General features: G+C 52.8%; 22 protein-coding genes. 4 read left to right on the top strand and 18 right to left on the bottom strand.

The window, feature by feature from the left end; all coding sequences use genetic code 11:
• Positions 1-100 precede the first annotated feature (100 nt).
• Genes ET810_RS03190 through pyrR form a run of 3 tightly spaced genes read right to left on the bottom strand, consistent with a single transcriptional unit; the run spans position 101 to position 2,994 of the window.
• On the bottom strand, positions 101-1,459 hold the full coding sequence (locus ET810_RS03190; RefSeq protein ID WP_134315914.1) for a dihydroorotase: 1,359 nt from the start codon (positions 1,457-1,459) through the stop codon (positions 101-103).
• Positions 1,460-1,477: 18 nt separating this feature from the next.
• Entirely contained in the window at positions 1,478-2,419 is a 942-nt protein-coding gene (locus ET810_RS03185) for an aspartate carbamoyltransferase catalytic subunit (RefSeq protein ID WP_087454045.1), read from the bottom strand.
• Positions 2,420-2,421: 2 nt separating this feature from the next.
• A complete protein-coding gene (gene pyrR, locus ET810_RS03180) occupies positions 2,422-2,994 on the bottom strand; it encodes a bifunctional pyr operon transcriptional regulator/uracil phosphoribosyltransferase PyrR (protein WP_087454046.1) in 573 nt (190 codons plus the stop codon).
• Positions 2,995-3,566: 572 nt separating this feature from the next.
• On the opposite strand from pyrR, the gene ET810_RS03175 reads away from it, so the two are divergent.
• From ET810_RS03175 to ET810_RS03165, 3 genes are read left to right on the top strand one after another with little or no spacing between them, the layout of a single operon-like run.
• Positions 3,567-4,946 (top strand): TIGR01777 family oxidoreductase, encoded by a 1,380-nt coding sequence (locus ET810_RS03175; protein ID WP_087454047.1) that lies wholly within the window; start codon positions 3,567-3,569, stop codon positions 4,944-4,946.
• A gap of 4 nt (positions 4,947-4,950) precedes the next feature.
• The gene (locus ET810_RS03170; RefSeq protein ID WP_087454048.1) at positions 4,951-5,424 is read left to right on the top strand and encodes a YbjN domain-containing protein; all 474 of its coding nucleotides are present in this window, start codon (positions 4,951-4,953) and stop codon (positions 5,422-5,424) included.
• Positions 5,417-5,842, top strand: a complete 426-nt coding sequence (locus ET810_RS03165; protein WP_134315915.1) for a YbjN domain-containing protein — start codon at positions 5,417-5,419, stop codon at positions 5,840-5,842. Before ET810_RS03170 ends, ET810_RS03165 begins: the two co-directional genes overlap by 8 nt.
• Positions 5,843-5,929: 87 nt before the next feature.
• Here the strand turns inward: ET810_RS03165 and nusB are convergent, their stop codons facing one another.
• The 15 genes from nusB to aspS all read right to left on the bottom strand — a co-directional run bounded on the left by nusB (position 5,930) and on the right by aspS (position 23,347).
• Positions 5,930-6,571 (bottom strand): transcription antitermination factor NusB, encoded by a 642-nt coding sequence (nusB, locus tag ET810_RS03160; protein WP_087454893.1) that lies wholly within the window; start codon positions 6,569-6,571, stop codon positions 5,930-5,932.
• 8 nt (positions 6,572-6,579) lie between these two features.
• A complete protein-coding gene (gene efp / locus ET810_RS03155; protein WP_087454050.1) occupies positions 6,580-7,143 on the bottom strand; it encodes an elongation factor P in 564 nt (187 codons plus the stop codon).
• A gap of 160 nt (positions 7,144-7,303) precedes the next feature.
• Positions 7,304-8,398 (bottom strand): M24 family metallopeptidase, encoded by a 1,095-nt coding sequence (locus ET810_RS03150; RefSeq protein WP_134315916.1) that lies wholly within the window; start codon positions 8,396-8,398, stop codon positions 7,304-7,306.
• A 77-nt stretch (positions 8,399-8,475) separates the two neighbouring features.
• Positions 8,476-8,916 (bottom strand): type II 3-dehydroquinate dehydratase, encoded by a 441-nt coding sequence (gene aroQ, locus ET810_RS03145; RefSeq protein ID WP_087454052.1) that lies wholly within the window; start codon positions 8,914-8,916, stop codon positions 8,476-8,478.
• Positions 8,917-8,918: 2 nt separating this feature from the next.
• The gene (aroB, locus tag ET810_RS03140) at positions 8,919-9,998 is read right to left on the bottom strand and encodes a 3-dehydroquinate synthase (protein ID WP_087454053.1); all 1,080 of its coding nucleotides are present in this window, start codon (positions 9,996-9,998) and stop codon (positions 8,919-8,921) included.
• A 49-nt stretch (positions 9,999-10,047) separates the two neighbouring features.
• Positions 10,048-10,644 (bottom strand): shikimate kinase, encoded by a 597-nt coding sequence (locus ET810_RS03135; RefSeq protein ID WP_087454054.1) that lies wholly within the window; start codon positions 10,642-10,644, stop codon positions 10,048-10,050.
• A gap of 8 nt (positions 10,645-10,652) precedes the next feature.
• Positions 10,653-11,867: a chorismate synthase gene (aroC, locus tag ET810_RS03130; protein ID WP_180709359.1), complete on the bottom strand. Its 1,215-nt coding sequence runs from the start codon at positions 11,865-11,867 to the stop codon at positions 10,653-10,655.
• 82 nt (positions 11,868-11,949) lie between these two features.
• A complete protein-coding gene (locus ET810_RS03125; RefSeq protein ID WP_134315917.1) occupies positions 11,950-12,480 on the bottom strand; it encodes an A24 family peptidase in 531 nt (176 codons plus the stop codon).
• A gap of 56 nt (positions 12,481-12,536) precedes the next feature.
• Positions 12,537-13,412 (bottom strand): shikimate dehydrogenase, encoded by an 876-nt coding sequence (locus tag ET810_RS03120; RefSeq protein WP_134315918.1) that lies wholly within the window; start codon positions 13,410-13,412, stop codon positions 12,537-12,539.
• 117 nt (positions 13,413-13,529) lie between these two features.
• Positions 13,530-14,678, bottom strand: coding sequence for an endolytic transglycosylase MltG (mltG, locus tag ET810_RS03115; RefSeq protein WP_087454058.1), 1,149 nt, complete (start codon positions 14,676-14,678; stop codon positions 13,530-13,532).
• Positions 14,679-14,681: 3 nt separating this feature from the next.
• Positions 14,682-15,275 carry a Holliday junction resolvase RuvX gene (ruvX, locus tag ET810_RS03110; protein ID WP_134315919.1) on the bottom strand — a complete coding sequence of 198 codons (594 nt, stop codon included), beginning with the start codon at positions 15,273-15,275 and terminating at the stop codon, positions 14,682-14,684.
• 365 nt (positions 15,276-15,640) lie between these two features.
• Positions 15,641-18,313 carry an alanine--tRNA ligase gene (gene alaS, locus ET810_RS03105; protein ID WP_087454060.1) on the bottom strand — a complete coding sequence of 891 codons (2,673 nt, stop codon included), beginning with the start codon at positions 18,311-18,313 and terminating at the stop codon, positions 15,641-15,643.
• A 232-nt stretch (positions 18,314-18,545) separates the two neighbouring features.
• Complete coding sequence (locus tag ET810_RS03100; RefSeq protein ID WP_087454061.1) at positions 18,546-19,883, bottom strand: replication-associated recombination protein A; 1,338 nt, start codon at positions 19,881-19,883, stop codon at positions 18,546-18,548.
• Between the two features lie 204 nt (positions 19,884-20,087).
• On the bottom strand, positions 20,088-21,419 hold the full coding sequence (locus tag ET810_RS03095; protein ID WP_087454062.1) for a phosphotransferase family protein: 1,332 nt from the start codon (positions 21,417-21,419) through the stop codon (positions 20,088-20,090).
• A 134-nt stretch (positions 21,420-21,553) separates the two neighbouring features.
• A complete protein-coding gene (gene aspS / locus ET810_RS03090; protein ID WP_180316378.1) occupies positions 21,554-23,347 on the bottom strand; it encodes an aspartate--tRNA ligase in 1,794 nt (597 codons plus the stop codon).
• A gap of 320 nt (positions 23,348-23,667) precedes the next feature.
• Here aspS and ypfJ point away from each other — a divergent pair, with 320 nt between their 5' ends.
• Entirely contained in the window at positions 23,668-24,543 is an 876-nt protein-coding gene (gene ypfJ, locus ET810_RS03085; protein WP_087454895.1) for a KPN_02809 family neutral zinc metallopeptidase, read from the top strand.
• Positions 24,544-24,571 lie beyond the last annotated feature (28 nt).

Genomic DNA, 24,571 nt, shown 5'->3' with positions numbered 1-24,571 from the left:
TTCCCTTGAAAAATTTTGGGGAGCATGCTGTGGACCCGCTTACCTCAGGTTTACGTGTTTTGCAGCACCTGAGGTAACAAATCAGAGAACACTAAAGTATCTAGGCGGATCGCGGGCTCGCCGGTTGACCATCAATGCAGGTCAGCCGACCGCGCAGGATCGTGGTGGTTACCTTGGCTGTAAACTCCATCCCTTCAAAGGGGGTGTTTTCTGCTTTGGAGGCCATATCGCAACCATGCGCAGTCCAAGGGCTATGGGGGTTAACCACAGTCAAGTTTGCTGGTTCTCCCACTGCGATGGGGCGCCCATGTCCAGGAAGACGCAGGATCTCCGCAGGACGCTCACTCATGACCTTTGCGACGAATCTCCAGTCAGCCAGGCCGCTATCCACAAAAATCTGCGCAATGATCGGCAGCGATGTTTCAAGCCCTAACATTCCTGGCTTCGCATGCTCAAATTCGCAACATTTATCCTCAGATCCGTGCGGTGCATGATCTGTGGCAACACAGTCGATAAAACCATTCAAAAGCGCATCTCGCAGCGCCAGTGTGTCCCGGGCTTCCCGCAGCGGCGGATTGACTCGGTTAACGCCGTCATAGGTGTGCAGGCGCTCGTCGGTAAGCAAAAGATGGTGCGGGGTTACTTCTGCAGTCAGCGGGATATCCTGCGCTTTTGCCCATTTAAGCAGCTCCACGGTGCCTTCAGTAGAGGCATGGCAGATATGCGTTCTGCCGCCGTAATCACGGGCCAAGATAGCGTCGCGGGCAACAATAGATTCCTCTGCAACGCGCGGCCAGCCACCGAGTCCAAGCTCAGCGGCGATCTTTCCTTCATGAGCCACAGCGCCATCGGTCAGACGAGGATCCTCGCAGTGTTGCGCTAGGAGAACATCCATTCCCTTGGCGTATTCCACGGCCCTACGCATGATAAGCGGGTTATCAACGCATTTTCCGTCATCCGAGAACATGCGAACCTTGGCGTCTGAATTGGCCATCATGCCAAACTCAGTGAGCTCTTTGCCTTGGAGTCCTTTGGTGATTGAGCCAACAGGATGGACGTCGCATAGGCCGATCTGCTGCGACTTAGCCCATACGGATTCGGCGATAATCGGCTGGTCCAACACTGGAAGAGTATTGGCCATAGTAAAAACTGCTGTAAAACCGCCTTTAGCTGCTGCTGCGGAACCAGTTGCAATTGTTTCCGTATCTTCGCGCCCTGGCTCACGTAGATGAACATGCATATCCACGAGACCTGGAAGGAGAATGTTGCCTTCTCCATCTACGACGTCGTCTGCAGAGTACTTATCTGCGTCATATCCCATGGCTGTGATCGTGCCTTGAGAGATGAATACGCTGGTCGGTTCGTCCTCACCATAAGGTCGAACGTTGGTGAGCAGAAGAGTCCGCTCTGGGGCGGGAGCAAGTTGTCCAGTCTCTGGGTAGTCGTTAGGGGTAGTCACTTCGAGCCAAACTCCTTTTTAGAAACCGGGGGTATTTGTGCCGGCGATGAGGGTAAACAGAACTGCCATGCGAGTGTGTACACCGTTATTTACTTGCTGAAGCACCGCTGTGCGGGGCGCGTCAGCCACGGCGTAGTTAATTTCCATGCCTCGCAACATTGGCCCAGGGTGCATAACAATTGCGTGATCCTGCAGCCGTGACTCGCGTTCCTTAGACATGCCATACAACGCTGCGTATTCGCGGTGCGATGGGAAAAATCCGCCATGCATACGCTCCTGCTGCACGCGGAGCATCATCACCACATCTGCGTCTTTAATCTCGGTGTCCATAGTGTATGAGCAACGAACGGGCCATTGCTCGATGCCCAAGGGCAGCAACGTCGGAGGCGCGACAAGCACCACTTCTGCACCCAAGCAGGTGAGCAGGTCTACGTTAGAACGAACAACGCGAGAGTGAAGGCAGTCTCCCACAATGACGATTTTGCGACCTTCGATGTTTCCGAGTCGCTGCCGGATCGTGATGGCGTCGAGAAGCGCCTGCGTGGGGTGCTGGTGGGAACCGTCGCCAGCATTAATAACGCTGGGGCCTTGTCCCTCCGGCGCAACCCACTGCGCTAATTGCTGAGCCGCGCCAGACGAAGGGTGCCGGATGATGATGGCATCGGCGCCGATAGCTGACAAGGTCAGGCCGGTGTCTTTGAGCGACTCCCCTTTTTTCACGGAAGAAGAACTAGCGGAAATGTTAATCACATCAGCGCTCATCCATTTTCCAGCGGTTTCAAAAGAAGAACGAGTTCTCGTGGAGTTCTCATAGAACAACGTGAAGATAGTCCGACCGCGGAGGGTAGGAAGCTTTTTAATCTCTCGGCCAGTAAGTGCCTCGCGGAAACGATCAGCCTCATCCATGATTCCGAGAATCTCGTCCTTGCTGAGATCTGAGATAGACAGAAGGTGCTTCATGGCTAGGCCTCCGATGCTTCACGAGTCAGGATGACAGCGTCTCGGCCATCAATTGCTTCGACTAGGACTTTCACGTCTTCTTCACGAGAAGTCGGAAGGTTTTTACCTACATAATCAGCACGGATAGGCAGCTGACGGTGTCCACGATCAACAAGAACAGCTAATTGGATGGTCTCGGGGCGCCCGATGTCGCGGAGAGCATCTAACGCGGCACGGATGGTGCGGCCGGAATAGAGAACATCATCAACGATAATGATGTGCGTACCGTCGATTCCACCTTGAGGAATCAGAGTTGGTTGTAACGCACGATGGGGTTTTGTCCGCAGGTCATCTCGGTACAACGTAATGTCCAAAGATCCCACGGGAACAGCTACACCGGCGAATTCAGAAATTTTCGCAGCCAAGTGGTGCGCTAAAGGAACACCTCCGGACGGAATGCCCAGCAGTATTACCGGTAAAGAGCCCTCAGAATCAAGGGCCGTTTTTTCAATGATCTGGTGCGCGATGCGTGCGACGGTTCGAGAGACATCGTCGCTGCCAAGCAGCTCGATAATCCCTTGCGAGTTTTCGCTCATCGTGACCTCCTTTCCCGCCTCTCTGTGCGGTCTGTTAAAGGATGTCGAACATATATATGTAAGCTCACAAGCCATTATGACTCGCCCATCAAGTTCCTGAGGAAACCAATGAACAACCTATTATGAACGGTGAAAACACAGCGTAAAAACCGTGACTGCAAGTGATAGTAGCACTTAGTTTCCCAATTCGACACAAAGGGCGCACATTTGACTATATCCCGATGTTGGGGATACCCCCTTAGGTTAAACAACGTTCAGAAAAGTCGAGTTCACAGATTTTTCTTGGCATAGACTTCTCACCGGCTTCTCACCTGTTTTCTATCCACGTCCGGAATCACACGCACAATAGGTTTCCCAACAAAATAATATTAAGCGCTACTCTAGGATGCGGAGTCTGGGAAAGTTGTGAACATCTGGATGCACCGTCATCCAACGCATAAACACGTTTTCCAAACGCCGCGCCAGCCGATCCCCACAGTGACCGTTTAGCGGATACACTCAGTCAGATATGCCCCACGATGCTGACCTAACAATAGAGCTGTAGCCCCCCATGCCATGTTTTAAGGAGTCACATGAGCTTTAGCACCACCCACGTGGTACCAGCTTCCCGCAATGACGTCTGGATGTGGCACACCCGACCAGGCGCTATTGTGCGGCTTACTCCTCCCTTTTTCCCCATGACGCCCACGCAGGAGACCCCCGACTTAGCGGCAGGAACAACCGTTTTTTCGCTTCCTGCAGGACTTCGATGGGAGGCCCGTCATGATTTGTCCGGGTATGTCAAAGGGTACCGATTCACTGATGTATGCGTAACATCCCCGATTAAGGCTTTAGCTAACTGGCGGCACGTACACGAGTTTTCTGACCACGCACATGGCACAGCGATTACGGATACGGTTTATACCCGCGCACCTAAATCTACGCTCGCACCTTCCTTCGCGTACCGCCAACAACAGCTGATTCATGATATTGTAGCTGGTCAAAGATTTGCGGAAATACAACAGCGCAATTCAGGTGCCACGACTTCTTTAACCGTAGCCATGACCGGTTCTCGCGGCTTGGTAGGTAAAGCACTCCGTGCTCAGCTAACGTCCTTGGGGCACACAGTAATTCCGCTTGTTCGCTCGCACCCATCTGACGGCGAACGTCTATGGGATCCGCTGAGTCCCAACAGCAATCTCCTTGAGGGCGTGGATGCACTGATACACCTCGCAGGTGAGTCAATAGCCGGACGATTCACGGATTCCCGCAAAAAAGCGATTCGGGATTCCCGCATCGAGCCATCTCAGCATCTTGCCGCATTAGTCGCTGAGAGTCCTACCTGCCACACACTTATACAAGCGTCCTCCATAGGTTTTTATGGAGTCCAACGCGAGGATGAAGTACTGGATGAGAGTTCATCAGCAGGATCTGGTTTCCTTGCGGACGTTGTGCAGGATTGGGAGCTTGCCAGCGCAGCAGTTGCAGCAGCTGGTAAACGAGCAGTCTATCTACGCACAGGCGCAACGCTAAGCGGACGCGGCGGAGTACTTCCCGTGCTGAAAACTCTTTTCTCTGTGGGCTTAGGGGGTTCATTTGAAGGTGGTGCCCCATGGGTTTCATGGATCTCCATAGATGACCTGTGTGATCTTTATGTGAGAGCGCTAGTCGACCCCTCCATGTCTGGCCCTATCAACGCTGTTGCACCTAACCCTATCCGTAACCAGGATTTTGCCAAGGCCCTGGGGACTCAGCTCAAACGGCCGTCCAAGTTTCCTATTCCATCGATCGGTCCCAAACTAATTCTGGGCGCCCAGGGAGCGGAAGAAGTGGCTTTTGCTAATCAGCGAGTCTCCCCTTTCCGGATGCTCCAGCTCGATCACACATTCCGCTACCTGCACGTTGATGCCTGCCTAGCACATGAATTAGGTGGGGAACCTCTGGCCAATGACCCCGATACCACCGCAAAGTAACAGCATGAATACTTCTTATGACACCTCGACAACAGAGCACGACCGACTCGACGTCGGCTCACTCAGCCTTGACGTACTAGAGACCATCCTTACTCAAGAAGACCTCCACTATGTGCGGGATGAGGACATGCTGCACACTGGTTTTATCAATAATTCCATCAGCCTCGCTATGTCCGATGGTTATCTTCTGGCACGGAGCCAATGGCGTGCGTTTGTCCCGGCTGATCAAGCTCCCCAACTATTGGCACACGTTAATGAGTGGAATCTCACTACACTGCTGCCCACAGTAAAATTTCATGAGACACCCGAGCGCAACCTACAGGTCATTTCCCACCGAGTGTTGCGAGTTTCTGAGGGCGCTAGTTTCAACCAGGTAGGCGCTTTCTTGGTGTCCACCATCGATGCTTTCGTGGGTTTATGGAATCACTTTGATGTTGCTTTCCCACACCTCGTCAGTTGGGAGAATCCTGATGCCTAAGCCGCTAGCTATAAATCTGGATCGAGTGACTGCTGCGATGTCCACGTTTGGGATCACGTTGCGCGTTATTGATCCACAACGAGGAATCGCAATGGCAAATCTTAACGGCGCAGAATTTGTTTTCATGGCGCTGCTCTCGACCCTCGTCATACGCTCCGACCGGGGTTGTCCATCCGGTGAAATCTCCGGCTTATGCATCGCTGCCAATAGCGTTAATAATTCAACAGTATTGGGCTCGGTAACCATTGTGGACAGAACAACTCCGCCACTTCTTCGGGCGGAGGTAGAGAACCCATGCGCAGCCGGATTGACAGATAAGCAGTTAGGCGCAGCCCTAGAGACGTCGATCAATACAATTTTTAAGCTTTTCGACGCCTTTGACTCGGCCACGAACTCACTCACAGAAACAGCGCCTTAAAAAAAAATAAGACCAGGGCCGTTTTCCCTCTCCACGATGGGAACGGCCCTGGTCTTTGACGGCACTTTCCGGTGTGCTTTATGTACGCTACTCCGGAATTGATTCAGAAACGATACGCTCCTCGTCAGTTGTTTTTACCGAGGAATCCTCTACCGCAACTTCCGTGGTGTCGTCCGCTGAATCTTCTTGCTCCAACGGTTCTTCCGCGGGTGCTTCAGTGGGCTCAGCACGATGCTTTTCAATATTCTGCGCGATACTATCGAGCAAAGCGTTGACATAAGCAGGTGCCACGTCAGTTGAGTATTGGCTTACTAGTTCCACTCCCTCAACAACTGCGGTAGCAACAGGGACGTCTTCATTAAAGATGAGCTCCCATACCGCAACACGCAAGATAGCTCGATCAACAGCAGAGATACGCTCAAGTTCCCAGTTCTCAGCTAGGTTCGCAGCGATAAGTCCGTCGATACGATCAAGTTCCTGGGCAGCACCCGCTACGATTTCCTTTGTATAAGCAGCAACCGGAGCGACCCCAAGATCCTGGTGATAGGACAGAGAAATTCGATCCTCGACGATCGCTACTGGATCTACGTCTCGTACCTCGGCTTCATAAAGAACCTCCGCTGCACGACGCCGAGCCTTATACCGGGAACCATGGCGCTTGCGCCCACGTACTCGTGACGACTCCGAAGCTTTCCCAGCCTCGGAACTTTTCGTTTCAGATTCGCTCATGCCCACAACTAGTTATTAACACGAGACAGGTAAGAGCCATCACGCGTATCAACTTTGACTACGTTTCCGGTCTCAATGAACAACGGCACCTGAATCTCCGCACCAGTTTCCAAGGTAGCAGGCTTGGTTCCACCGGTAGAACGGTCTCCCTGCAGGCCTGGGTCAGTGTGCTCAACACGAAGATCGACGGACACAGGAAGTTCTGCGAACAGTGGCTCACCCTCATGGAAGGAGACCTGAACCGAAGTATTCTCCAAGAGGAAGCGTGCAGCCTCACCCATGATATGAGGAGCGAGTTCTACCTGCTCGTAGTTCTTTTCATCCATAACCACGTAGTTGCTGCCGTCATTGTAAAGGTAGGTCATGTCACGGCGGTCAACCGTAGCGGTCTCTACCTTCACGCCGGCATTGAAGGTTTTATCCGTAACCTTGCCTGAAACAACGTCCTTCAGCTTGGTACGAACAAACGCAGGACCTTTGCCTGGCTTGACGTGCTGGAATTCGATAATCTGCTGCAGTTTATTATCGATCTTAAGTACAAGACCGTTCTTGAAATCAGCGGTGGTTGCCACGCTTAGAACTTCTTTCTGTGGTTGGAAAACCTAGTGCTGTCAATAGCCTACCAAGGGTACACCATGAAACCTGATGTAATCATAACAAGGGTGCTCTTAATATCCATGAGTGGGACACCGACGCCTTAGGTAGGCCAGCACGCGACTGCGTATTTTCGTTTTACGGGAGAATCAACAGATCTTTAGAAAGCTTGGTCAGATTTTCAGCACCACCATGCTTAATAATGAGGGAATCTTCAATCCGTACTCCGCCTTGACCTGGGACATAAATGCCGGGCTCAATAGTCAATGTCATGTTCTCTTCAAGTACGCCGGTACCGGTCTGTGCGGCGGAGGGCGCTTCGTGCACATCTAAGCCAAGTCCATGGCCCGTGGAATGAACAAAAAAATCACCATAGCCAGCTTTTTCAATCACAGATCGGCAAGCGCGGTCCACGTCTACTAGCTCCACGCCGGGTACAGCAGCAGCGCAACCAGCCAATTGAGCTTCGAGCACGATGCCGTAAATCTCTTGCGCAAAATCCGTCGCGTGCCCCACCATAACGGTGCGAGTGGTGTCAGAGTTATAGCCATAAGCATGCGCTCCAAAGTCAATCGTGACGATGTCCCCTGCCTGGATAACCCGAGAGCCAGCTCCATGATGCGGCTTAGCGGAGTTAGGACCGGAAGCCACGATTGTGTCAAAGCTGGGACGTTCTGAGCCCTTACACCTCATCCGATATTCAAGGTCTGCTGCGACCTCCATCTCTGTACGGCCCGCTGCGATCTCACCGGCGTCGATAAGCTCTTGAAACGACGAGTTAGCAATATCTGCGACTTCGCGAAGCCGATCAAGCTCGTGTGGATCCTTGCGCAATCGTATATTTTCAATCACACCGGAAACAGGAACTAACGTGATGTCGTCGCCACAATTCTTTTGCAGCGTCTCTTTGTGAGCAAAGGAAACATAATCAGCCTCAAAGCCAATCCGGCGTGGCCCATCAACCTGAGCGAGCAACTCTTGAGCCGAATTACGTTTGATCAGAGCCTCAATATCAGGGACTTCCTCCCCTACCTGCGTGGTATAACGACCATCTGTGCATATACGCGCAGACAAATCCTTATTGATAAGGAGGGCGGCATTAGAACCCGAGAATCCGGACAAATACCTCACATGAGTGAGATGAGTAATCAACATGGAATCGATACGCTGACTGGCCAGCTCAGCAGCCAGTGCTCTACGACGCGTCTCAAATCGTGTGTCGTGCAAAGCCATTTCTGTTCTCCATCTGAAATTGATCTCTAGAAAATTCGTGCTTTTAAATGCTCCGTAACGCCTCAGTTTTGCGTAGTTCAAGAATGACTATTCGACACCAAATACTCAAGGGCTAGCTCATATCCCATCACACCTAAACCAGCTATGACTCCTCGCGCAATAGGAGAAAGGAAACTGTGATGGCGGAATTCCTCGCGTGCATGGATGTTGGAGATATGCACCTCTACAAACCCTACACCCTCATGAACTTCTGCGAGAGCATCACGCAGCGCCACTGAGGTATGGGTCAACCCACCAGGATTAATAATCACGGGCCAGCCGGCATCAGCGGCCTCGTGCACCCACTCTATGAGTTCTCCCTCATGATTGGATTGTCTAACGGTAACTGTCACACCCAACGCGGCTGCCCGCTCCACAAGTGTTTTTTCCACGTCGGCTAACGTGGTCCGGCCATACACTTCCGGCTGCCGTTTACCCAAGCGGTCAAGATTGGGGCCGTTAAGAACCAGAATATTCATGGCTACGCACCCCTTGCGTTCAGAGTCTCATATGCAGCAATCAGTTCGGCTTTTTCTGCATCTTCTATGCGAGTAGTCTCCCCTGCACCGGTCAAGGCAACAAACCGGATACGCCCATCTCGATTCTTCTTATCTCGCAGCATGGCTTGGTAGAGCTCATCAAAATGCCCTTCTGGATAAGCGGTAGGCAATCCCACGGAGCTAAGGATATTTTTATGGCGCAGGTATAGCTCATCTGTGATCAGGCCTCGATTACGAGCCAGCGCTGCCACAAACATCATGCCCACAGCTACAGCGTTGCCGTGTCGCCATTCAAAATTTTCTTTGAGCTCTACTGCATGACCAAAGGTGTGCCCATAATTGAGGGTCTCCCGCAAACCAGCTTCCTTCAAATCTGAAGCAACCACGCGAGCTTTTACGGCCACGGACCTAGCAATAAGCTCAGGCAGATCCCCTTCTACGCTGAAACAGGCTTCCGGGTTCTCCTCATAGAGCGAAAGGATCTTAGTGTCCTCAATAAAACCTGTTTTAATGATCTCTGCTGATCCCGAGATTTTTTCCTGATCTGGCAGCGTGGCGATCATGTCTAGATCAATAAAAACACCAGAAGGCTCATGAAATGCACCTACAAGGTTCTTTCCGGCCTCCGTATTGATCCCGGTTTTTCCACCCACAGCAGCGTCCACCATTGATAAGAGTGTGGTCGGCACGTGTATCACTGCGATCCCACGCATCCAGCATGCCGCGACAAAACCTGCAAGATCAGTCACGGCCCCACCACCAAGACCAATGATGACGTCTTTACGCCCAAAGGTCTTCTTCCCCAACGTATCCCAGCAGTCGCCAGCCACGTTTAGGGTTTTTCCATCTTCAGCATCGGGAACAGTAATGATTGTTACTTGTTGACCCTGCGTTTCAATGACCTTCGCAAGCTCCTTAGCCGCATCGTTCATCACTGGTTGGATGATAATGGCAGCCTGCGCCGCGCCCACCTCTTTCACGCGCTTGGCCACGTCTTCAAAAAGACTGTGTCCTATCATTACCTTGTACGGCGCTGCTCCATTGACTTCAATCGTTTGCATATTTTCCCGTCTTGTACTGCGTGAAAAGGAAAGCGTGAATACTTCTGTATCAGTGCTCTTTGATGGACTCTAAATAACCCAGTATGTCTGCGACTACTCGTTGCGGGCCTCGCCCCGTGGTGTTAGAGCGATGCCGTGATACTTCCCGGTACAGCGGACGACGAGACTCAACAAGCTCGCGATAATGCGCAATAGGATCCTGCGATTGAAGAATCGGCCTGGAGTTATCTGCACCTGTTCGCTTAGCGCCTTCCTCCGGGTTCACGTCTATCCATATCACGGTATGCCCAAGCAATAAACTCCGCGTGAGAGGGCTTAAGACTGCACCCCCACCCAAACTAACTACGCCGGAGGTGCCGAGGGCTTCTCGTACTTTCTCCTCTTCGAGTTTTCTAAATTCGGGCTCGCCCATCTGGCTAAAAATCACACCGCATGATTGCCCAGTGGACTGCTCTATCAATGCGTCAGTATCCACAAAAGTAGTGTGTAGCGCATTGGCGAGTCGCTTCCCCACTGTGGTTTTTCCCGCACCTGGTGGCCCTACGAGCACCACTAGGGGACGTGTCCTGGGAACAGATTGCTCCGCAGCGCCTTCCTCAAGGTCTTTCATCGCAGGGCCATCAGGAATCTCAGTCTGGTCAGGCATTGCCCCTCTTAGCTTTCCACATCAAAGCACAGTCGGTTCTGTACATACTCTAAATAAGAATTCACATTCCGTTTAGTTTCTGCAACTGAATCTCCGCCGAACTTCTCCAAGGCAGCACGAGCCAAGACCAACGCCACCATCGACTCTGTGACTACGCCAGCTGCGGGTACAGCACAGACATCCGAGCGTTGATGTATTCCTGTCGCAGGTTTTCCATCCGTCATGTCTATAGTTTTCAGGGCACGGGGAACTGTTGATATCGGCTTCATCGCCGCACGCAAACGCAGGGTTTCTCCGTTGGTCATACCCCCTTCTAGTCCGCCTGCTCGGTTACTCAGACGCTGGATACCGTCGGCCGTACGCACAATCTCATCGTGGGCTTCCGAGCCTCTACGGCGCGCCTCTTCAAAGCCATCGCCGACTTCAACCCCTTTAATGGCTTGGATACTCATCAATGCAGCTGCCAGTTGTGCATCAAGACGATTGTCACCAGAAATATGCGAGCCCAATCCGATGGGGAGACCGGAAACTACTACTTCCACGATTCCGCCGAGCGTATCCCCCTGTTTCTTTGCTTGCTCGATCTCGCTCACCATTGAGGCTTCTGATGATTCATCAGCTGCACGCACTGGCGACGCATCGATTCTATCGAGGTCTTCCACAGAAGGCAGCGGTCCCTCATAAGGTTCCGAGCGCCCAATGGACACGACATAAGACAACACATCTACATTGAATACTTCACGCAAAAACGCTCGGGCTACGGTTCCTGCCGCTACCCGTGCAGCAGTCTCTCGCGCAGATGATCGCTCAAGCACTGGCCGTGCCTCATCAAATCCATACTTGATCATGCCAGAAAAATCAGCGTGGCCTGGGCGAGGACGCGTTAGCCGAGCGCCACGACCAGAGTTCATCGCATCAGCGGCTTCTTGGTCATGAGGATCCAATGGGTCGGCAGACATAATGGCAGTCCATTTAGGCCATTCGGTGTTGCCGATCATGATAGCGATCGGACTCCCCAAGGTCTTGCCATGCCGAACCCCACCAAGAATCGTGACCTCGTCGGCTTCAAATTTCATCCGAGCGCCTCGCCCGTGTCCGAGCCGGCGCCGCGCGAGTTGAGCAGAAATGTCTTCTCTAGAGAGAGAGACACCAGCGGGCATATTCTCAAGCATGGCAACGAGTGCCTGGCCGTGAGATTCTCCTGAAGTAGTCCAACGAAGCATGGTTCGCATTATGACATGAAGGTATGACATTAGCCCTCTTTCGGCGCCAAAAATGACGCCTATCCCATCCCATGAGACACCTTTAGGGGGTAATCACATAGGAGAAAGCCGTGGCCAGGAGCATTGCCGGCCCATGCGGGATACGTACGGTGCGCTGTTGAACAGAATCTCTGACACCATGGCTCTTTACGTTCCTACCCCACGCCTGCACGCTGTGAGACTTTTGATAAAAGACCATAATGGCCCCTGCGCATAGGCTAACCAGCTGAGCCACTGCCATCGCGCATACTACGGCTAACGGCGAATGCATGGCAGCAACGGTACCGGTGATAAGCGCTAATTTAATGTCACCGCCGCCTATGGCACCTTGCAGGCTTAGTCCTAATAAAAAATACATCCCTGCCCACACCATTCCGCCCAATAAGCAGCTCGGGCGACCAATCTCTACGGCCCCAACGACCACACCTATAGCCACGGGAATAGTGAGTACGTCCGGTAGCGTGCGATACCGTAAATCGTAGAGGCACAGACCACCTGCCCATGCCACAACAACGAGCACTACCGCTGCATCAGCATATTCTTCCAGCATTACTACGTTATGTTGCTCCCCCATGCTGCTAACACTAGCGTTCTTAGCTTTTCGACGTCTGTACGTTCCCCCTCGCCGTTTTATTCCTCAGGAGCTATGTGCAGCGCCCGATATAAGGCAGATCTCATTGCCTCGCGTGGAGCATCGTGTCCGGTAAAGAGTCTGAATTGTCCAAAGGCCTGATGTGCCAGCATGACATGCCCACCTACTGCAGGGGTGCCATGCGCGCTTGCCGCTTGGGTTAATGGGGTGGGCCACGGGGAATAGATGACGTCGAGAAGCGGGGCGTGAACAGCCTGATACGCTAGCTGGCTGCTCCCCTGAGCCGGGATCGTAGAAATTGTTACCGCAGACTTTGCAGCGATCTCGCTTATGTCCCCATCAAGACGGGCGAAGGACAAGGATGCATCCGTCTCTTCTATAAGGGGATAAAATTCCACGCTACGCTCACTGCGGTTAGCTATCGTGATGTGTTTGATCCCAGATTGAATCAATGCCCACACAGCAGGCCTAGCCGTTCCTCCTGCACCAATGACGAGCGCATGCGCCCCCTGAAGCGCGGCGAGGTCGCCGTCGAATAATTCGCTAAGGGCGCCTGTCACCCCATCTACATCTGTGTTATCCGCAAGCCATCCAGTATCGCTGCGAACTAAAGTGTTCGCTGCACCAATCCGGGCGGCCCTAGGGGTGACTTCTGTGGCATAGTCCAACGCTGCAAACTTTGCCGGCATAGTCACAGAAAAACCTTGGTACGTGGCGTCTGCGTTGCCCACTATTTCGGACAATTGCGCCTCTGTGCACAAGATTCGGCCGTACTCCCAATGAGTTAACCCCATCGCCTGGTAACCAGCGTTATGCAGCGTGGGAGATAAAGAATGCTCAATGGGGCTGCCCAGCACCGCAGCGCGGTGTGTGATTGTTACTGAAGGAGCAGACGATGCAGACAGTGTGGTCATGGTAGCTAAGTATAGAAAGAGCCTCCGCCCCTTGTCTCATGGTCACTATAAAAGTGCCGCCTGAAACATGGTCGGAGGTTTTCTTGTGTGCTATCCCAGAAGCTGTCGCCCGGTTTTTTAACGGTTACTATCTAGAACGCCATTTTGGATCGAATCACGCGTTGCTCGCTGGTGATCGTCGAAATTATTGCTAAATACTGTTGTTCCATCGCGATGGGTGGTAACAAAGTAGAGCCAATCGCCAGTTGCTGGGTTTTCCATTGCATCGATGGCTTCTTTAGAGGGGCTAGCAATCGGAGTCGCTGGTAGACCCTCCATAGCGTATGTGTTCCACGCAGTCTTTTTTCCGCGGTCTTCATCCGTGGTAGCAACTTCTTGCTCGCTTAGCCCGTAGTTAACGGTGGAGTCGAATTCCAGCCGCATCGGCTTAGCCAGACGATTCAAGATCACTCGGGCGACCTTATCAAAGTCTCCCGCAGGTGCTTCTCGCTCTACGAGTGATGCTGCAGTAAGCAGGTCATATGGCTTAATACCCATGGCATTAGCACGGCCTTCTAAGTCCGTGCTTTCAAACGACTTAGCACCACGGGTAATCAAATCGTTCAAGATGCCCTTGGCATCGCTAGTGGGGTTCACGATGTAGGTTCCTGGGACAATAAGTCCTTCCAGGCGCTTAGGGTCATTACCCCGAGCCTTCACCGCTTCAACCGCCCACGCAGGGACTCCCAACTCCGAGGGATCTGCGGTACCAGCCACTTTTTGGAGTTCCTCTGGGGAAATGCAGTTTGTAGATCCCTGAGTACACGTTACGTCGGAGATCATCGAATAGATGCCCTTGCGGGTATTCCCCTTCACAACTGTGACATCGAGCAATGTGGCACCACCAGGGATCCCCAGGGCCTCGACCTTGTTAGCGGGGTCGAGAAGAGCCTTCACTGCCTCAGCCGCACTCATATGCTGCTGCAGCCGATAAAATCCTGGCTCAATACGGCTAGCGTTGGGGTGGGAAAACGCTGCGGATTGGAAAGCGTTATTTGTTGCTACGACCTTGCGCTTTTCTAGCTCAGGACCTAGTTCAGAGAGAGAAGAGCCCTCAGGAATCTCCACTAACTCATAATTTCCGTTACCAGCGCCCTTGTAATCTGATCCACCGTTAAAAAGATGCACACCAATATAAGTAACAGCACCGATGATTAAAACAAGCGCTGCTACCAAAACGGCTAGGCCACGCTGACGGCGCTTGACATACTTACTTTCCATTCGCATCGATCAACGCCTTTCGTTCGGGGATTCTGGATTCAAAGCTGCCTCTGGAATGACCGAAGCATCTGTGTAGCCGTCTTCTGTCGAGCCTGCCATATCATTCCGCTCTTTATACGCGTGTCGCCCATCCAACCACGATTGTAGAATTTCTACCGCAGCGGCTTGGTCAATTACTTTTCGCCCTATTTTCTCGGAAATGCCGGAAGCACGAAGCGCTTGCGTGGCGACGACCGTGGTGAGCCGTTCATCAGCTAACCGTACGGGAATCGAAGATTCGGAAGCCTGGAGGCGTCGAGAAATCCTAAAAGCTATGTCCTTGGCGTGCTTGACACTCTTAGAGCCATTTCCCTTGAGGTCTCTAGGAAGTCCCACTACGACTTCCACCACGGCGTACTCACGAATAATCTCTAGTAGCCGATCTATGTCGCCCTGGTCTCGATCTCTCAGGCCTGTTTTACGAGGAACAGTTTCCACTGGCATCGCCAATCGAGCATCCCGATCGGATGCGGCCACGCCGATTCGTACAGTGCCTACGTCAATACCCAGTCGTCGTCCATTTCCAGGATCGTCAATACCAGGGGTATCGGGGGTAATTGGCATAGGTATCCTTTAAACTCTTATAGCTAAAACCTGGACTAACCACCTATGCACGCCACAACATCTTCAGAAAAAGAATGCGTATACCTGCACAAAAGGCGAATCACTCAAAGACTGCGCTCCAAAGAATGGAACGGGACATAACAACGTTACCTTTTTGTGACCGGGAACGTCCAACGATCATTAATTCAATCTCAAGTTTGCACACATAGGTAGTTCCATAAAATGGCGCTTTCCGTGACCCCGGTCCAGAGTCTCACGCCGCCATATGCACAAGGCACCGACCCTTCCGAGAGACCTTATCTCCTTGGGGACCAGTGCCTTGTATGCAGCATTATACGATCTACGTCACAGACGTTATACCGTTACTAGCTGCGGATTTCATCCTTAACAGCCGCGACACCCGAATCAAAGCCCGCGATGTCTCGCGCAGACCCCTGAGCCATATCTGGTTTACCGCCACCATTACCTTGGATGTAACCACCAAGCACCTTGGCCAGCTCATTAGCTTTCACGCCTTGTGCGACTCCAGCCTTCGTTGCAGCAACCACAAATGGAGTCTTGCCGCTGCCGTCTTCCGCAATCAAAGCGATCACGGCTGGTTTATCTCCTAGGCGTGACTTCAGGTCGATAGCCAAAGCACGCACATCATTGCTGGAAACGTGTTCTGCCAAGCGATGGGCCACAACGGTCACTCCGTTAACCTCATCGGCGTCCGTCAGAAGTGTAGCGGCCTGGTTACGCAGTTGCGCTGCGCGAAGATCGGCCACGGCTTTTTCAGCCTCCTTGAGCTTCTGGGTAAGAGATGCGATCCGCTCAGGAACATCATCCGTCTTGGCCTTCATCGAGGCAGCGATTCCTTCAACCAATGCCCGTTCTTTTGCCAAATACTGGAACGAGTCAAGGCCGGAATATGCCTCGATACGGCGCACACCGGAGCCCACGGAGGCCTCACCTAGGATAGCTACCGGACCAATCTGCGAGGAATGCTCAACGTGAGTTCCACCGCAGAGTTCCATTGAGAATGGGCCACCGATTTCTACAACACGCACAGTAGAACCGTAGTTCTCACCGAACAGCGCCATAGCACCCATAGCTTTCGCCTCATCAAGCGAGGTTTCAATGGTGTTCACAGCCCAGTCAACGTCTACAGCTTGATTAGTGATCAACTGGATTTGTGCGAGCTGCTCAGCCGTCAGTGCTTCGGTGTAGTTGAAATCAAAGCGAAGATACCCTGGCCGGTTCAGGGAACCAGCCTGAACTGCAGTAGGACCGAGCACGTCACGCAGTGCCGCGTGAATCAAGTGCGTAGCCGAGTGCGCTTGGCGCGCGCTATGGCGCCATTGCTTATCGACGTTCGCAGAAACCGTATCCCCGATGCTTAATCCACCTTGAGCCACAGTTGCCTTGTGCACCCATAGTTTCTTGCCGATCTTCTGCACATCGTTGACGTTTACTATGGTATCGCCCATGACGATTGTGCCACGGTCTCCTATCTGACCGCCGGCTTCGGCGTACAGCGGAGAGGCTTCCAAGATAATTTCGACTTCATCACCAGCGGCGACCTCATGGACCTTAGCTCCTCCGGCGATCATGCCGAGCACCTTCGATTCCGTGCTGAGCTCGCTATATCCCGTGAACTCGGTCGGGTGCTCGTCTACCCACTCGCGGTAGATACTGAGATCCACGTGTCCGTGCTTCTTAGCCCGGTTATCGGCCTTGGCGCGCGCACGTTGCTCAGCCATGAGTGAATCAAAACCAGCAGTGTCTACTTCCAGTCCAGCCTCAGCAGCCATTTCCAGAGTCAAGTCAATGGGGAAACCGTAAGTGTCGTGCAGTTTGAAGGCAGATGCGCCGTCGAGAAGCTTCTTGCCCTCGGTTTTCACCTCGTCTGCTTTTTCCTCAAAAAGCTGCGTTCCGGAGGCAAGCGTCTTAAGGAAGGCCTTCTCTTCTGTAAGCGCAACCTTGAGAATACGCTCACGGTTGTCCGCGATCTCAGGATAAGACGGAGTCATCGTATCCATGATGGTGTTCATGAATTGTTCCAGGGTATTGCCCTTGGCGCCAAGAAGGTGCGCGGAACGAATGATACGACGCAGGAGACGGCGCAAGATGTACCCACGACCCTCGTTACCTGGGGTAACGCCATCAAGGATCAGCATCATGCCAGTGCGCGAATGATCCGCAATCACGCGGAATCGGATAAGGTCCTGTTGCGGTGCGCCCTCGCCATAGGAAGCACCCGTAAGCTTCTCTGCTACATCAATAACTGGACGCAACAGGTCTGTCTCATAGACGTTGTCTACGCCTTGGAGAATGCACGCGACGCGCTCGACGCCCAGGCCGGTATCAATGTTTTTTTTAGGCAGCGGGCCCAGAATCTCAAAGTTGTCTTTTCCGATTCCCTCACCGCGCTCGTTCTGCATGAAGACCAGGTTCCAGATCTCCATGTAGCGGTTATCGTCGGCGATTGGGCCGCCTTCTTTGCCGTATGCGGCACCGCGGTCATAGTAAATCTCAGAGCACGGGCCACAAGGACCTGGGACACCCATTGACCAGTAGTTATCTGCCATCCCTAGCCGCTGAATACGTTCTGCGGGGATGCCGATCTTTTTGTTCCAGATATCGGCGGCCTCGTCGTCGTCAAGATAAACGGTGACCCAGAGGCGTTCTGGATCAAGCCCAAATCCGCCTTCGGCTACGGGCTCCGTGAGCAGCGACCATGCGTGGGTAATCGCGCCTTCTTTAAAGTACTGGCCGAAAGAAAAGTTGCCAGCCATCTGGAAAAACGTGTTGTGACGGGTGGTAATTCCGACTTCTTCAATATCCAGAGTACGCACGCACTTTTGGATCGACGTAGCAGTGCCGTTAGGGAATGGCGGGTTCTGTTGTCCGAGGAAGTATGGCTTAAACGGAACCATGCCGGCGTTAACAAAAAGCAGGTTCGGGTCATCCAAGATCAGCGACGCACTTGGCACAGCCTGGTGGCCAGCTTTAACAAAGTGATTGGTGAAGCGTTCCCGAATTTCATGGGTCTGCACGGCAGTGTTCCTCGCTTGTTGTCTTAAGAATCTAGTAATACTCACGAGGCCAGCAACAGCTTTTCGACGCATCCAGCATCACACACCATCACGCCTCATGAGGCCCTTCATCACCCTACGCGGAAGAATCTAGGCAGTCGGGCTACTACTCTACCCGCTCGCAGTCCTGATTCCATGCTTGACTCCCTCAAATACCACCGAGTCCCCTCGAAAATAACGCAGAAGGGCAACGCTACGAAGGCCGAATCATCCGACGAAGCCGGCCAATGTAATCAGAAATCCGTTTTTCTGCACCGTGTTTCGTGGGGTGGTAATACACTGCATTATCTAGCTCAGGCGGCACATAGCGTTGTTGTACCACGCCACGTGGATCATCGTGCGGATATTTATAGCCCACAGCATTTCCCAGCTGTTTTGCTCCCGCATAATGCCCATCACGTAAATGTGCCGGCACTGGGCCATATTTCCCTTTTCTGATATCCGCAAGAGCTCCATCTACTGCACAAATCACGGAATTGGACTTCGGCGCAGTAGCTAAATGAATCGTTGCTTGGGCCAACGTTATCCGAGCCTCAGGCATTCCGATCATCTGAACTGCTTGCCCTGCCGCTACAGCTGTTTGCAGAGCAGAAGGATCGGCCATACCAATGTCTTCGCTAGCATGAATGATCAATCTCCTAGCGATAAATCGTGGATCCTCCCCTGCATCGATCATTCGCGCCAAATAATGCAACGCAGCATCCACGTCTGAGCCCCTGATTGATTTAATAAAGGCACTGGTCACGTCATAATGCTGATCGCCGTCGCGATCATAACGCACGATGGCACGGTCTACGTTCTCGCGAATAGCGTCGACCGTGAGCTGCTCATTATCAGGAATAGCTTCTGCTGCGGCCTCAAGATATGTAAGCGCTCTGCGCGCGTCTCCGCCTGCTAGCAACACCAGCTGCTCAAGAGCTTCATCTGTGACCTGGATTCGCTCCCCTAATCCACGGGGATCGACGATCGCTCGTTGAAGTACTTCCTTAATAGCATCCGGATCTAATGGTTGCAGCTGCAATACCAAAGATCGGGACAGAAGCGGAGAAACGACGGAAAAAGAAGGGTTCTCTGTAGTGGCAGCAACAAGGAGCACAGTTCTGTTTTCCACAGCAGCAAGGAGAGCGTCCTGCTGTGTTTTAGAAAATCGGTGCACCTCGTCGATAAACAAAACGGTCCGCTTGCCGTGGATAAGGCTGCGCCGGGCCTCGTCGATCACAGCACGCACTTCTTTTACTCCGGAGTTCAGCGCCGATAAGCCAACAAAATGATGGCCGGTGGCCGAGCTGATAAGCGACGCGATCGTAGTCTTGCCGGTGCCCGGTGGCCCGTACAGAATCACGGATGCCTCACCTGATCCCTCGATGAGGCGCCGTAGTGGCCGCCCCGGCCCCAGTAAGTGCTGCTGTCCCACGACCTCGTCAAGCGAACGCGGACGCATTCTCGCAGCTAGAGGAGAATGTGCACCGGCTGCAAAGACTTCAGGTTTAACAGTGTTTCCTTTTTCCCCGGTGCTAAAGAGATCCTCCATGATGTGTTCGCCCCTCCTCTTTGAGTTCAACACAATCCGGTCAAGCTACAGCTGCACGTTAAGTCCTGATTGTTGAGTGAGCCTTAACATGAGAACGTGAGCCCATGTGAAAAACATAGAGGTGCAAGTATATCCCTAGCACCTCTACACAATGAGGCCTGAATAATCAGCCGTTTTCTGTGCCCAGCGTTTGGTTTAACGCTGTTAATCGAGCTTTTCTACGAACTTACCTGCAAAATCCGCTACTACAGGGAAGCGGGAGTCTGACTCACGCCGCGCAAACCTGTACAAGGCTTCAAATGTTTCATACAGGTCTCTTCTGATGAGGAGCAGAGCTTCTTTGTCCTCATCAAAAACGGCATTTTCATCGTCTTCTTCCTCAGCAATACGGAAGATGTCGTGCAACAAAGTGTTACCAGAAGTCGTAAGCCGCGCGACTATTGCGTCAACATTCATGGACTCCGCGCCATCGGAAACCATCCCCTGATAGAGATCCTCAAACGCTTCATTGTCATATCCCATATGCATCATGGCCACGGAGGAAAACGCCCAACCAACCAATGCGGTAAGGATACGGGCATGGAGTCGCGAGAGATTCCGAACGTTGGGCCACATGCCTGCAACCTGCTGTGCCCAAGAGTCAATAAAGATGTCCGCTTCATCGTCCATGACTGGACGAGCAAAGAGGAACTGCGGGAAACCAGCCACCACGCATGCGACGTCGAAAGCAGCATCCCTGAACCCAGCCCACTCATAGTCTAAGAAATGCGTCTTATCGGAAACGATAATGTTGTCTGGAGACAAGTCAAAAGGCGTAAACGCTCGATGCTGCCCCGAGGTCAAACGACGTCGGGCATTATCAGCAAATTCCTTTACCACCTCGGGGACAATGATCCCCTGCTGTTCAATGAGCTTGATGCCTACCTCGATATACATTCGGAGTAAGCGCTCACGGAAGTCGTGCATCTCCGTGATCTCAGGATGCTTGGTCAGCATTCGGTGCAAAAGGATGTCAAAATCCTGCTCTTTGGATGCCGTTCCCACGTGCAGCTTGCCTATCGCTTCTCCCAGATTGCGGAGAATTTCAATACGCAAATCGGCGTTTGAGCTATCAAGCAGGTCAGCAAAAGTATCGCCATCACCAGAATCTGAAATGACCAGGATGTGCTCGTCAACGTCATACGCCAACAGCACAGGGCCAGGTCGGACTTCTTCGTTCAAGGAAGTCGTGAACTGATAAGAAACCACTTCCCGCATTAACGTGGATTCGTCGATAAGCCGTCCCGTCGGGGGAATATATTTAAGGACCACCGAACGTTGCTGTAAAAACGGCGATGGAGCAACCCTAGCTCTTAGCACAATCGCAGTACCCGAGCCGTTTAGTTTTTCTACTTCTAGTAGTTCTTGCCGTCCGCCATATCGCTTTGAAAGGAGCTCTTGCGCCGCTTCCACTATAGATTCGACGGATGTTTTGTTTTCAGCATGGTCAACGACCACTTGGACACCAAGTTTGCTGTTCTTGCTCATTCGGCCCATGTGCACTGCCCTCCTCGAGCATGTCGTGCCACATCCGAGTCGAACTGCAGGTGTACAACCAAACACAACGACTCGGATGATAATCGAGGCAAGCCTCGGTAACTCTCACAAATGCGGGATCGCTTAATACCAGACTATTCCGCAGACTTCTTCTTAGGTTTGAAATCTACCCCTGTCTCACGACGCTGTTCCAGTGGGATCGGCGCAGGAGCGTCAGTTAGCGGATCAACTCCGCCGCCGGACTTGGGGAAGGCAATGACGTCACGAATAGAATCAAAGCCGCCCAGCAGGGAGACAATGCGGTCCCAACCAAAGGCGATTCCACCGTGTGGCGGCGCACCGAAAGCGAAGGCGTCAAGCAAGAAGCCAAACTTCTCACGAGCTTCTTCTTCCGTGATGCCCATGACCTTGAACACGCGTTCTTGCACATCACGGCGGTGGATACGAATCGAACCTCCGCCGATCTCGTTGCCGTTGCAGACGATATCGTAAGCGTAGGCTGTAGCCTCACCTGGGTTTTCGTCGAAGGATTCCATCCATTCTGGCTTTGGAGAAGTAAACGCGTGGTGCACAGCCGTCCACTTGGAATGTCCTAGAGCTACGTCACCAGAAGCGGTAGCGTCCGCGGCAGATTCAAACAAAGGCGCGTCGACGACCCAGGTAAAGGCCCAATCGCCATCCTTGATAAGGTCCAGCTTGCGAGCAATCTCGCCACGGGCTGCGCCAAGGAGGGCACGAGAGCTCTTTGTGTCACCGGCGGCAAAGAAGATGCAGTCGCCTGGTTTTGCCCCAACGTGCGCAGCAATTCCAGCGCGCTCTGCCTCAGTGATGTTCTTGGCTACTGGGCCAGACAGTTCTCCGTCTTCTCCCACCAAAATGTATGCAAGTCCCTTTGCGCCACGCTGCTTAGCCCACTCTTGCCATGCATCGAGCTGACGACGTGGCTGCGATGCTCCGCCTTCCATGACCACAGCGCCCACGTATTCGTTTTGGAAAACACGGAAAGTGGTGTCCTTGAAGTAATCAGCGCACTCTACGATCTTGATGTCAAAGCGCAGGTCTGGTTTATCAGAGCCGTAAAGACGCATAGCATCGGCATACGTCATACGTGGGATCGGGGTAGGAATGTTGTAACCGATGAGTTTCCAGATCTCGGTAACAATTTCTTCTGCAAGAGCAATGACGTCATCTTGGTCGACGAAGCTCATCTCGATGTCAAGCTGAGTGAACTCCGGCTGGCGGTCAGCACGGAAGTCCTCGTCTCGGTAACAGCGCGCAATCTGGTAATAGCGCTCCATGCCTGCAACCATCAGCAGCTGCTTGAAAAGCTGTGGTGATTGAGGAAGCGCGTACCATGAGCCAGGCTTCAAACGAGCAGGTACTAGGAAGTCTCGTGCGCCTTCAGGGGTAGAGCGAGTCAGCGTAGGAGTCTCGATCTCCACAAAGTCATGGGTATCGAGCACTCGACGTGCTGCCTGGTTAGCTTTTGAACGCAGACGCAGTGCCCCACCCTGTGTAGGACGGCGGAGGTCGAGGTAGCGGTACTTCAGTCGCGCTTCCTCTCCCACTTCTCCGCCGCTTTGGGATGCATCGTCGATTTGGAACGGCAGTGCTGCGGCTTCGTTCAAGATCTCAAGATCGCTAACGTTCACCTCGATCTCACCCGACGCTAGGTTAGGGTTCTCAGATCCTTCAGGGCGAGCTTCCACGACACCAGTAACCTTGACGCAGAACTCACTGCGTAAATGGTGAGCTTTCTCGGCCACGTCGTTCTCACGGAAGACCACCTGAACAAGACCAGAAGATTCCCTTAGGTCGATGAAGATAACGCCACCGTGATCACGACGGCGAGAAACCCAACCAGTGAGGGTAACAGTCTGCCCAGCGATATCCTTACGGAGATCACCCGCGAGATGAGTGCGCAACACGTGCACCAAATCCTTTCGCTTGTGCGGATTCAATCCGCCCTTTGCTTATCAACTGCTCGATTCTACCCCTTGAGGTACGCCCCGCGCGACAGCGGGCGCCACAATTATTATTCCGTGATTGACAAGGTAGAAAGACACAGGAAAACCTTTGCCCATAAGGCCATGCAAAGACCTGGACTAGCCTAAGCACGTGACAGAGGGCATTCTTTTGACGGATTTCTCATTCTTTTCTCGGCTTTTAGGTGAAGTATTGCTGAATCTTTCCTTCTTTTCCTCTTGAGCGCCGATGAAAGGGTCAAGTCGTGTGGCATGATAATTCCATGACTTTCCGTGGCGGTATAGAAAAGCCTGAAAACCTTGCGCGCACTGGTGGCGGTGGTGGAAAAATCGCGGCCGGCGGCGGTATCGGAACCCTCCTTCTCGTGGGCATCTTTTTGCTCATGGGTGGAAGTCCTTCTGACCTAGGCCAGTTTTTGGGAGACACTAACCAGCCACAAACCTCTCAAAGCTCTGGCACATTGGAGCACTGTAAAACGACTGATGACGCGAATCAGCGCACAGATTGCCGCGTAGAGTTCACTGGCATTTCCGTCAACCAAATGTGGGCGGAACAGCTCCCCGCCCAAGCCGGTCTAGCTTTTAAAAAACCTCAACTAGTTGTGTTTAACAACGCCACCAACACGGGGTGCGGCGCTGCATCCGCCGCTACGGGACCTTTTTACTGCCCCAGCGATCAGACCGCTTATTTTGACGTGAGTTTCTTCGATCAACTGTCCAAATACGGCGGTAAAAACACCCCGTTTGCACAGGAATACATCGTTGCCCACGAGATCGGTCACCACATCCAAAACATTGAGGGCACTCTAGGCCTATCCAATTACAATGACCCCGGCCCTAATTCTAATGCAGTGAAGATCGAGCTCCAGGCAGACTGCTACGCGGGAGTCTGGGGACATTACGCGGATAAAGGCGAGAACGCTTTCTTAGAGCCAATCACCGAGGCGCAGGTTAACGACGCTATCAACGCCGCACGCGCAGTGGGAGACGATAATATTCAGGAGCGCGCTACCGGACGAGTCAACAAAGAATCCTTTACACACGGTTCTTCTCAGCAGCGCCAAGAGGCGTTCCTTGCCGGGTATCGCTCGGGGAAGATGAGCTCCTGCGATTTCCTCCAACGCAACGTCTACAAATAAGCGCCTCCACAAGGCAGGCGCTTACCTG

The organism is Corynebacterium silvaticum (assembly GCF_004382825.2).
Classification (GTDB): Bacteria; Actinomycetota; Actinomycetes; order Mycobacteriales; family Mycobacteriaceae; genus Corynebacterium; species Corynebacterium silvaticum.
The sequence above is the reverse complement of the archived record's forward strand: the minus strand, read 5'-3'. Positions and strand labels throughout refer to the sequence as shown.

Excerpts from the sequence above, each read along its gene's own strand:
- ET810_RS03150 (WP_134315916.1), bottom strand. The coding sequence starts at position 8,398 with ATGGCTTTGCACGACACACGATTTGAGACGCGTCGTAGAGCACTGGCT.
- ruvX (WP_134315919.1), bottom strand. The coding sequence starts at position 15,275 with ATGCCAATTACCCCCGATACCCCTGGTATTGACGATCCTGGAAATGGA.
- ET810_RS03100 (WP_087454061.1), bottom strand. The coding sequence starts at position 19,883 with ATGGAGGATCTCTTTAGCACCGGGGAAAAAGGAAACACTGTTAAACCT.
- ET810_RS03170 (WP_087454048.1), top strand. The coding sequence starts at position 4,951 with ATGAATACTTCTTATGACACCTCGACAACAGAGCACGACCGACTCGAC.
- ypfJ (WP_087454895.1), top strand. The coding sequence starts at position 23,668 with ATGACTTTCCGTGGCGGTATAGAAAAGCCTGAAAACCTTGCGCGCACT.
- aroC (WP_180709359.1), bottom strand. The coding sequence starts at position 11,867 with ATGCTTCGTTGGACTACTTCAGGAGAATCTCACGGCCAGGCACTCGTT.
- mltG (WP_087454058.1), bottom strand. The coding sequence starts at position 14,678 with ATGCGAATGGAAAGTAAGTATGTCAAGCGCCGTCAGCGTGGCCTAGCC.
- ET810_RS03120 (WP_134315918.1), bottom strand. The coding sequence starts at position 13,412 with ATGACCACACTGTCTGCATCGTCTGCTCCTTCAGTAACAATCACACAC.
- ET810_RS03175 (WP_087454047.1), top strand. The coding sequence starts at position 3,567 with ATGAGCTTTAGCACCACCCACGTGGTACCAGCTTCCCGCAATGACGTC.
- ET810_RS03095 (WP_087454062.1), bottom strand. The coding sequence starts at position 21,419 with ATGGGCCGAATGAGCAAGAACAGCAAACTTGGTGTCCAAGTGGTCGTT.
- aroB (WP_087454053.1), bottom strand. The coding sequence starts at position 9,998 with ATGCAAACGATTGAAGTCAATGGAGCAGCGCCGTACAAGGTAATGATA.
- ET810_RS03125 (WP_134315917.1), bottom strand. The coding sequence starts at position 12,480 with ATGGGGGAGCAACATAACGTAGTAATGCTGGAAGAATATGCTGATGCA.
- nusB (WP_087454893.1), bottom strand. The coding sequence starts at position 6,571 with ATGAGCGAATCTGAAACGAAAAGTTCCGAGGCTGGGAAAGCTTCGGAG.
- ET810_RS03165 (WP_134315915.1), top strand. The coding sequence starts at position 5,417 with ATGCCTAAGCCGCTAGCTATAAATCTGGATCGAGTGACTGCTGCGATG.
- pyrR (WP_087454046.1), bottom strand. The coding sequence starts at position 2,994 with ATGAGCGAAAACTCGCAAGGGATTATCGAGCTGCTTGGCAGCGACGAT.
- ET810_RS03135 (WP_087454054.1), bottom strand. The coding sequence starts at position 10,644 with ATGCCTGACCAGACTGAGATTCCTGATGGCCCTGCGATGAAAGACCTT.
- aroQ (WP_087454052.1), bottom strand. The coding sequence starts at position 8,916 with ATGAATATTCTGGTTCTTAACGGCCCCAATCTTGACCGCTTGGGTAAA.
- ET810_RS03185 (WP_087454045.1), bottom strand. The coding sequence starts at position 2,419 with ATGAAGCACCTTCTGTCTATCTCAGATCTCAGCAAGGACGAGATTCTC.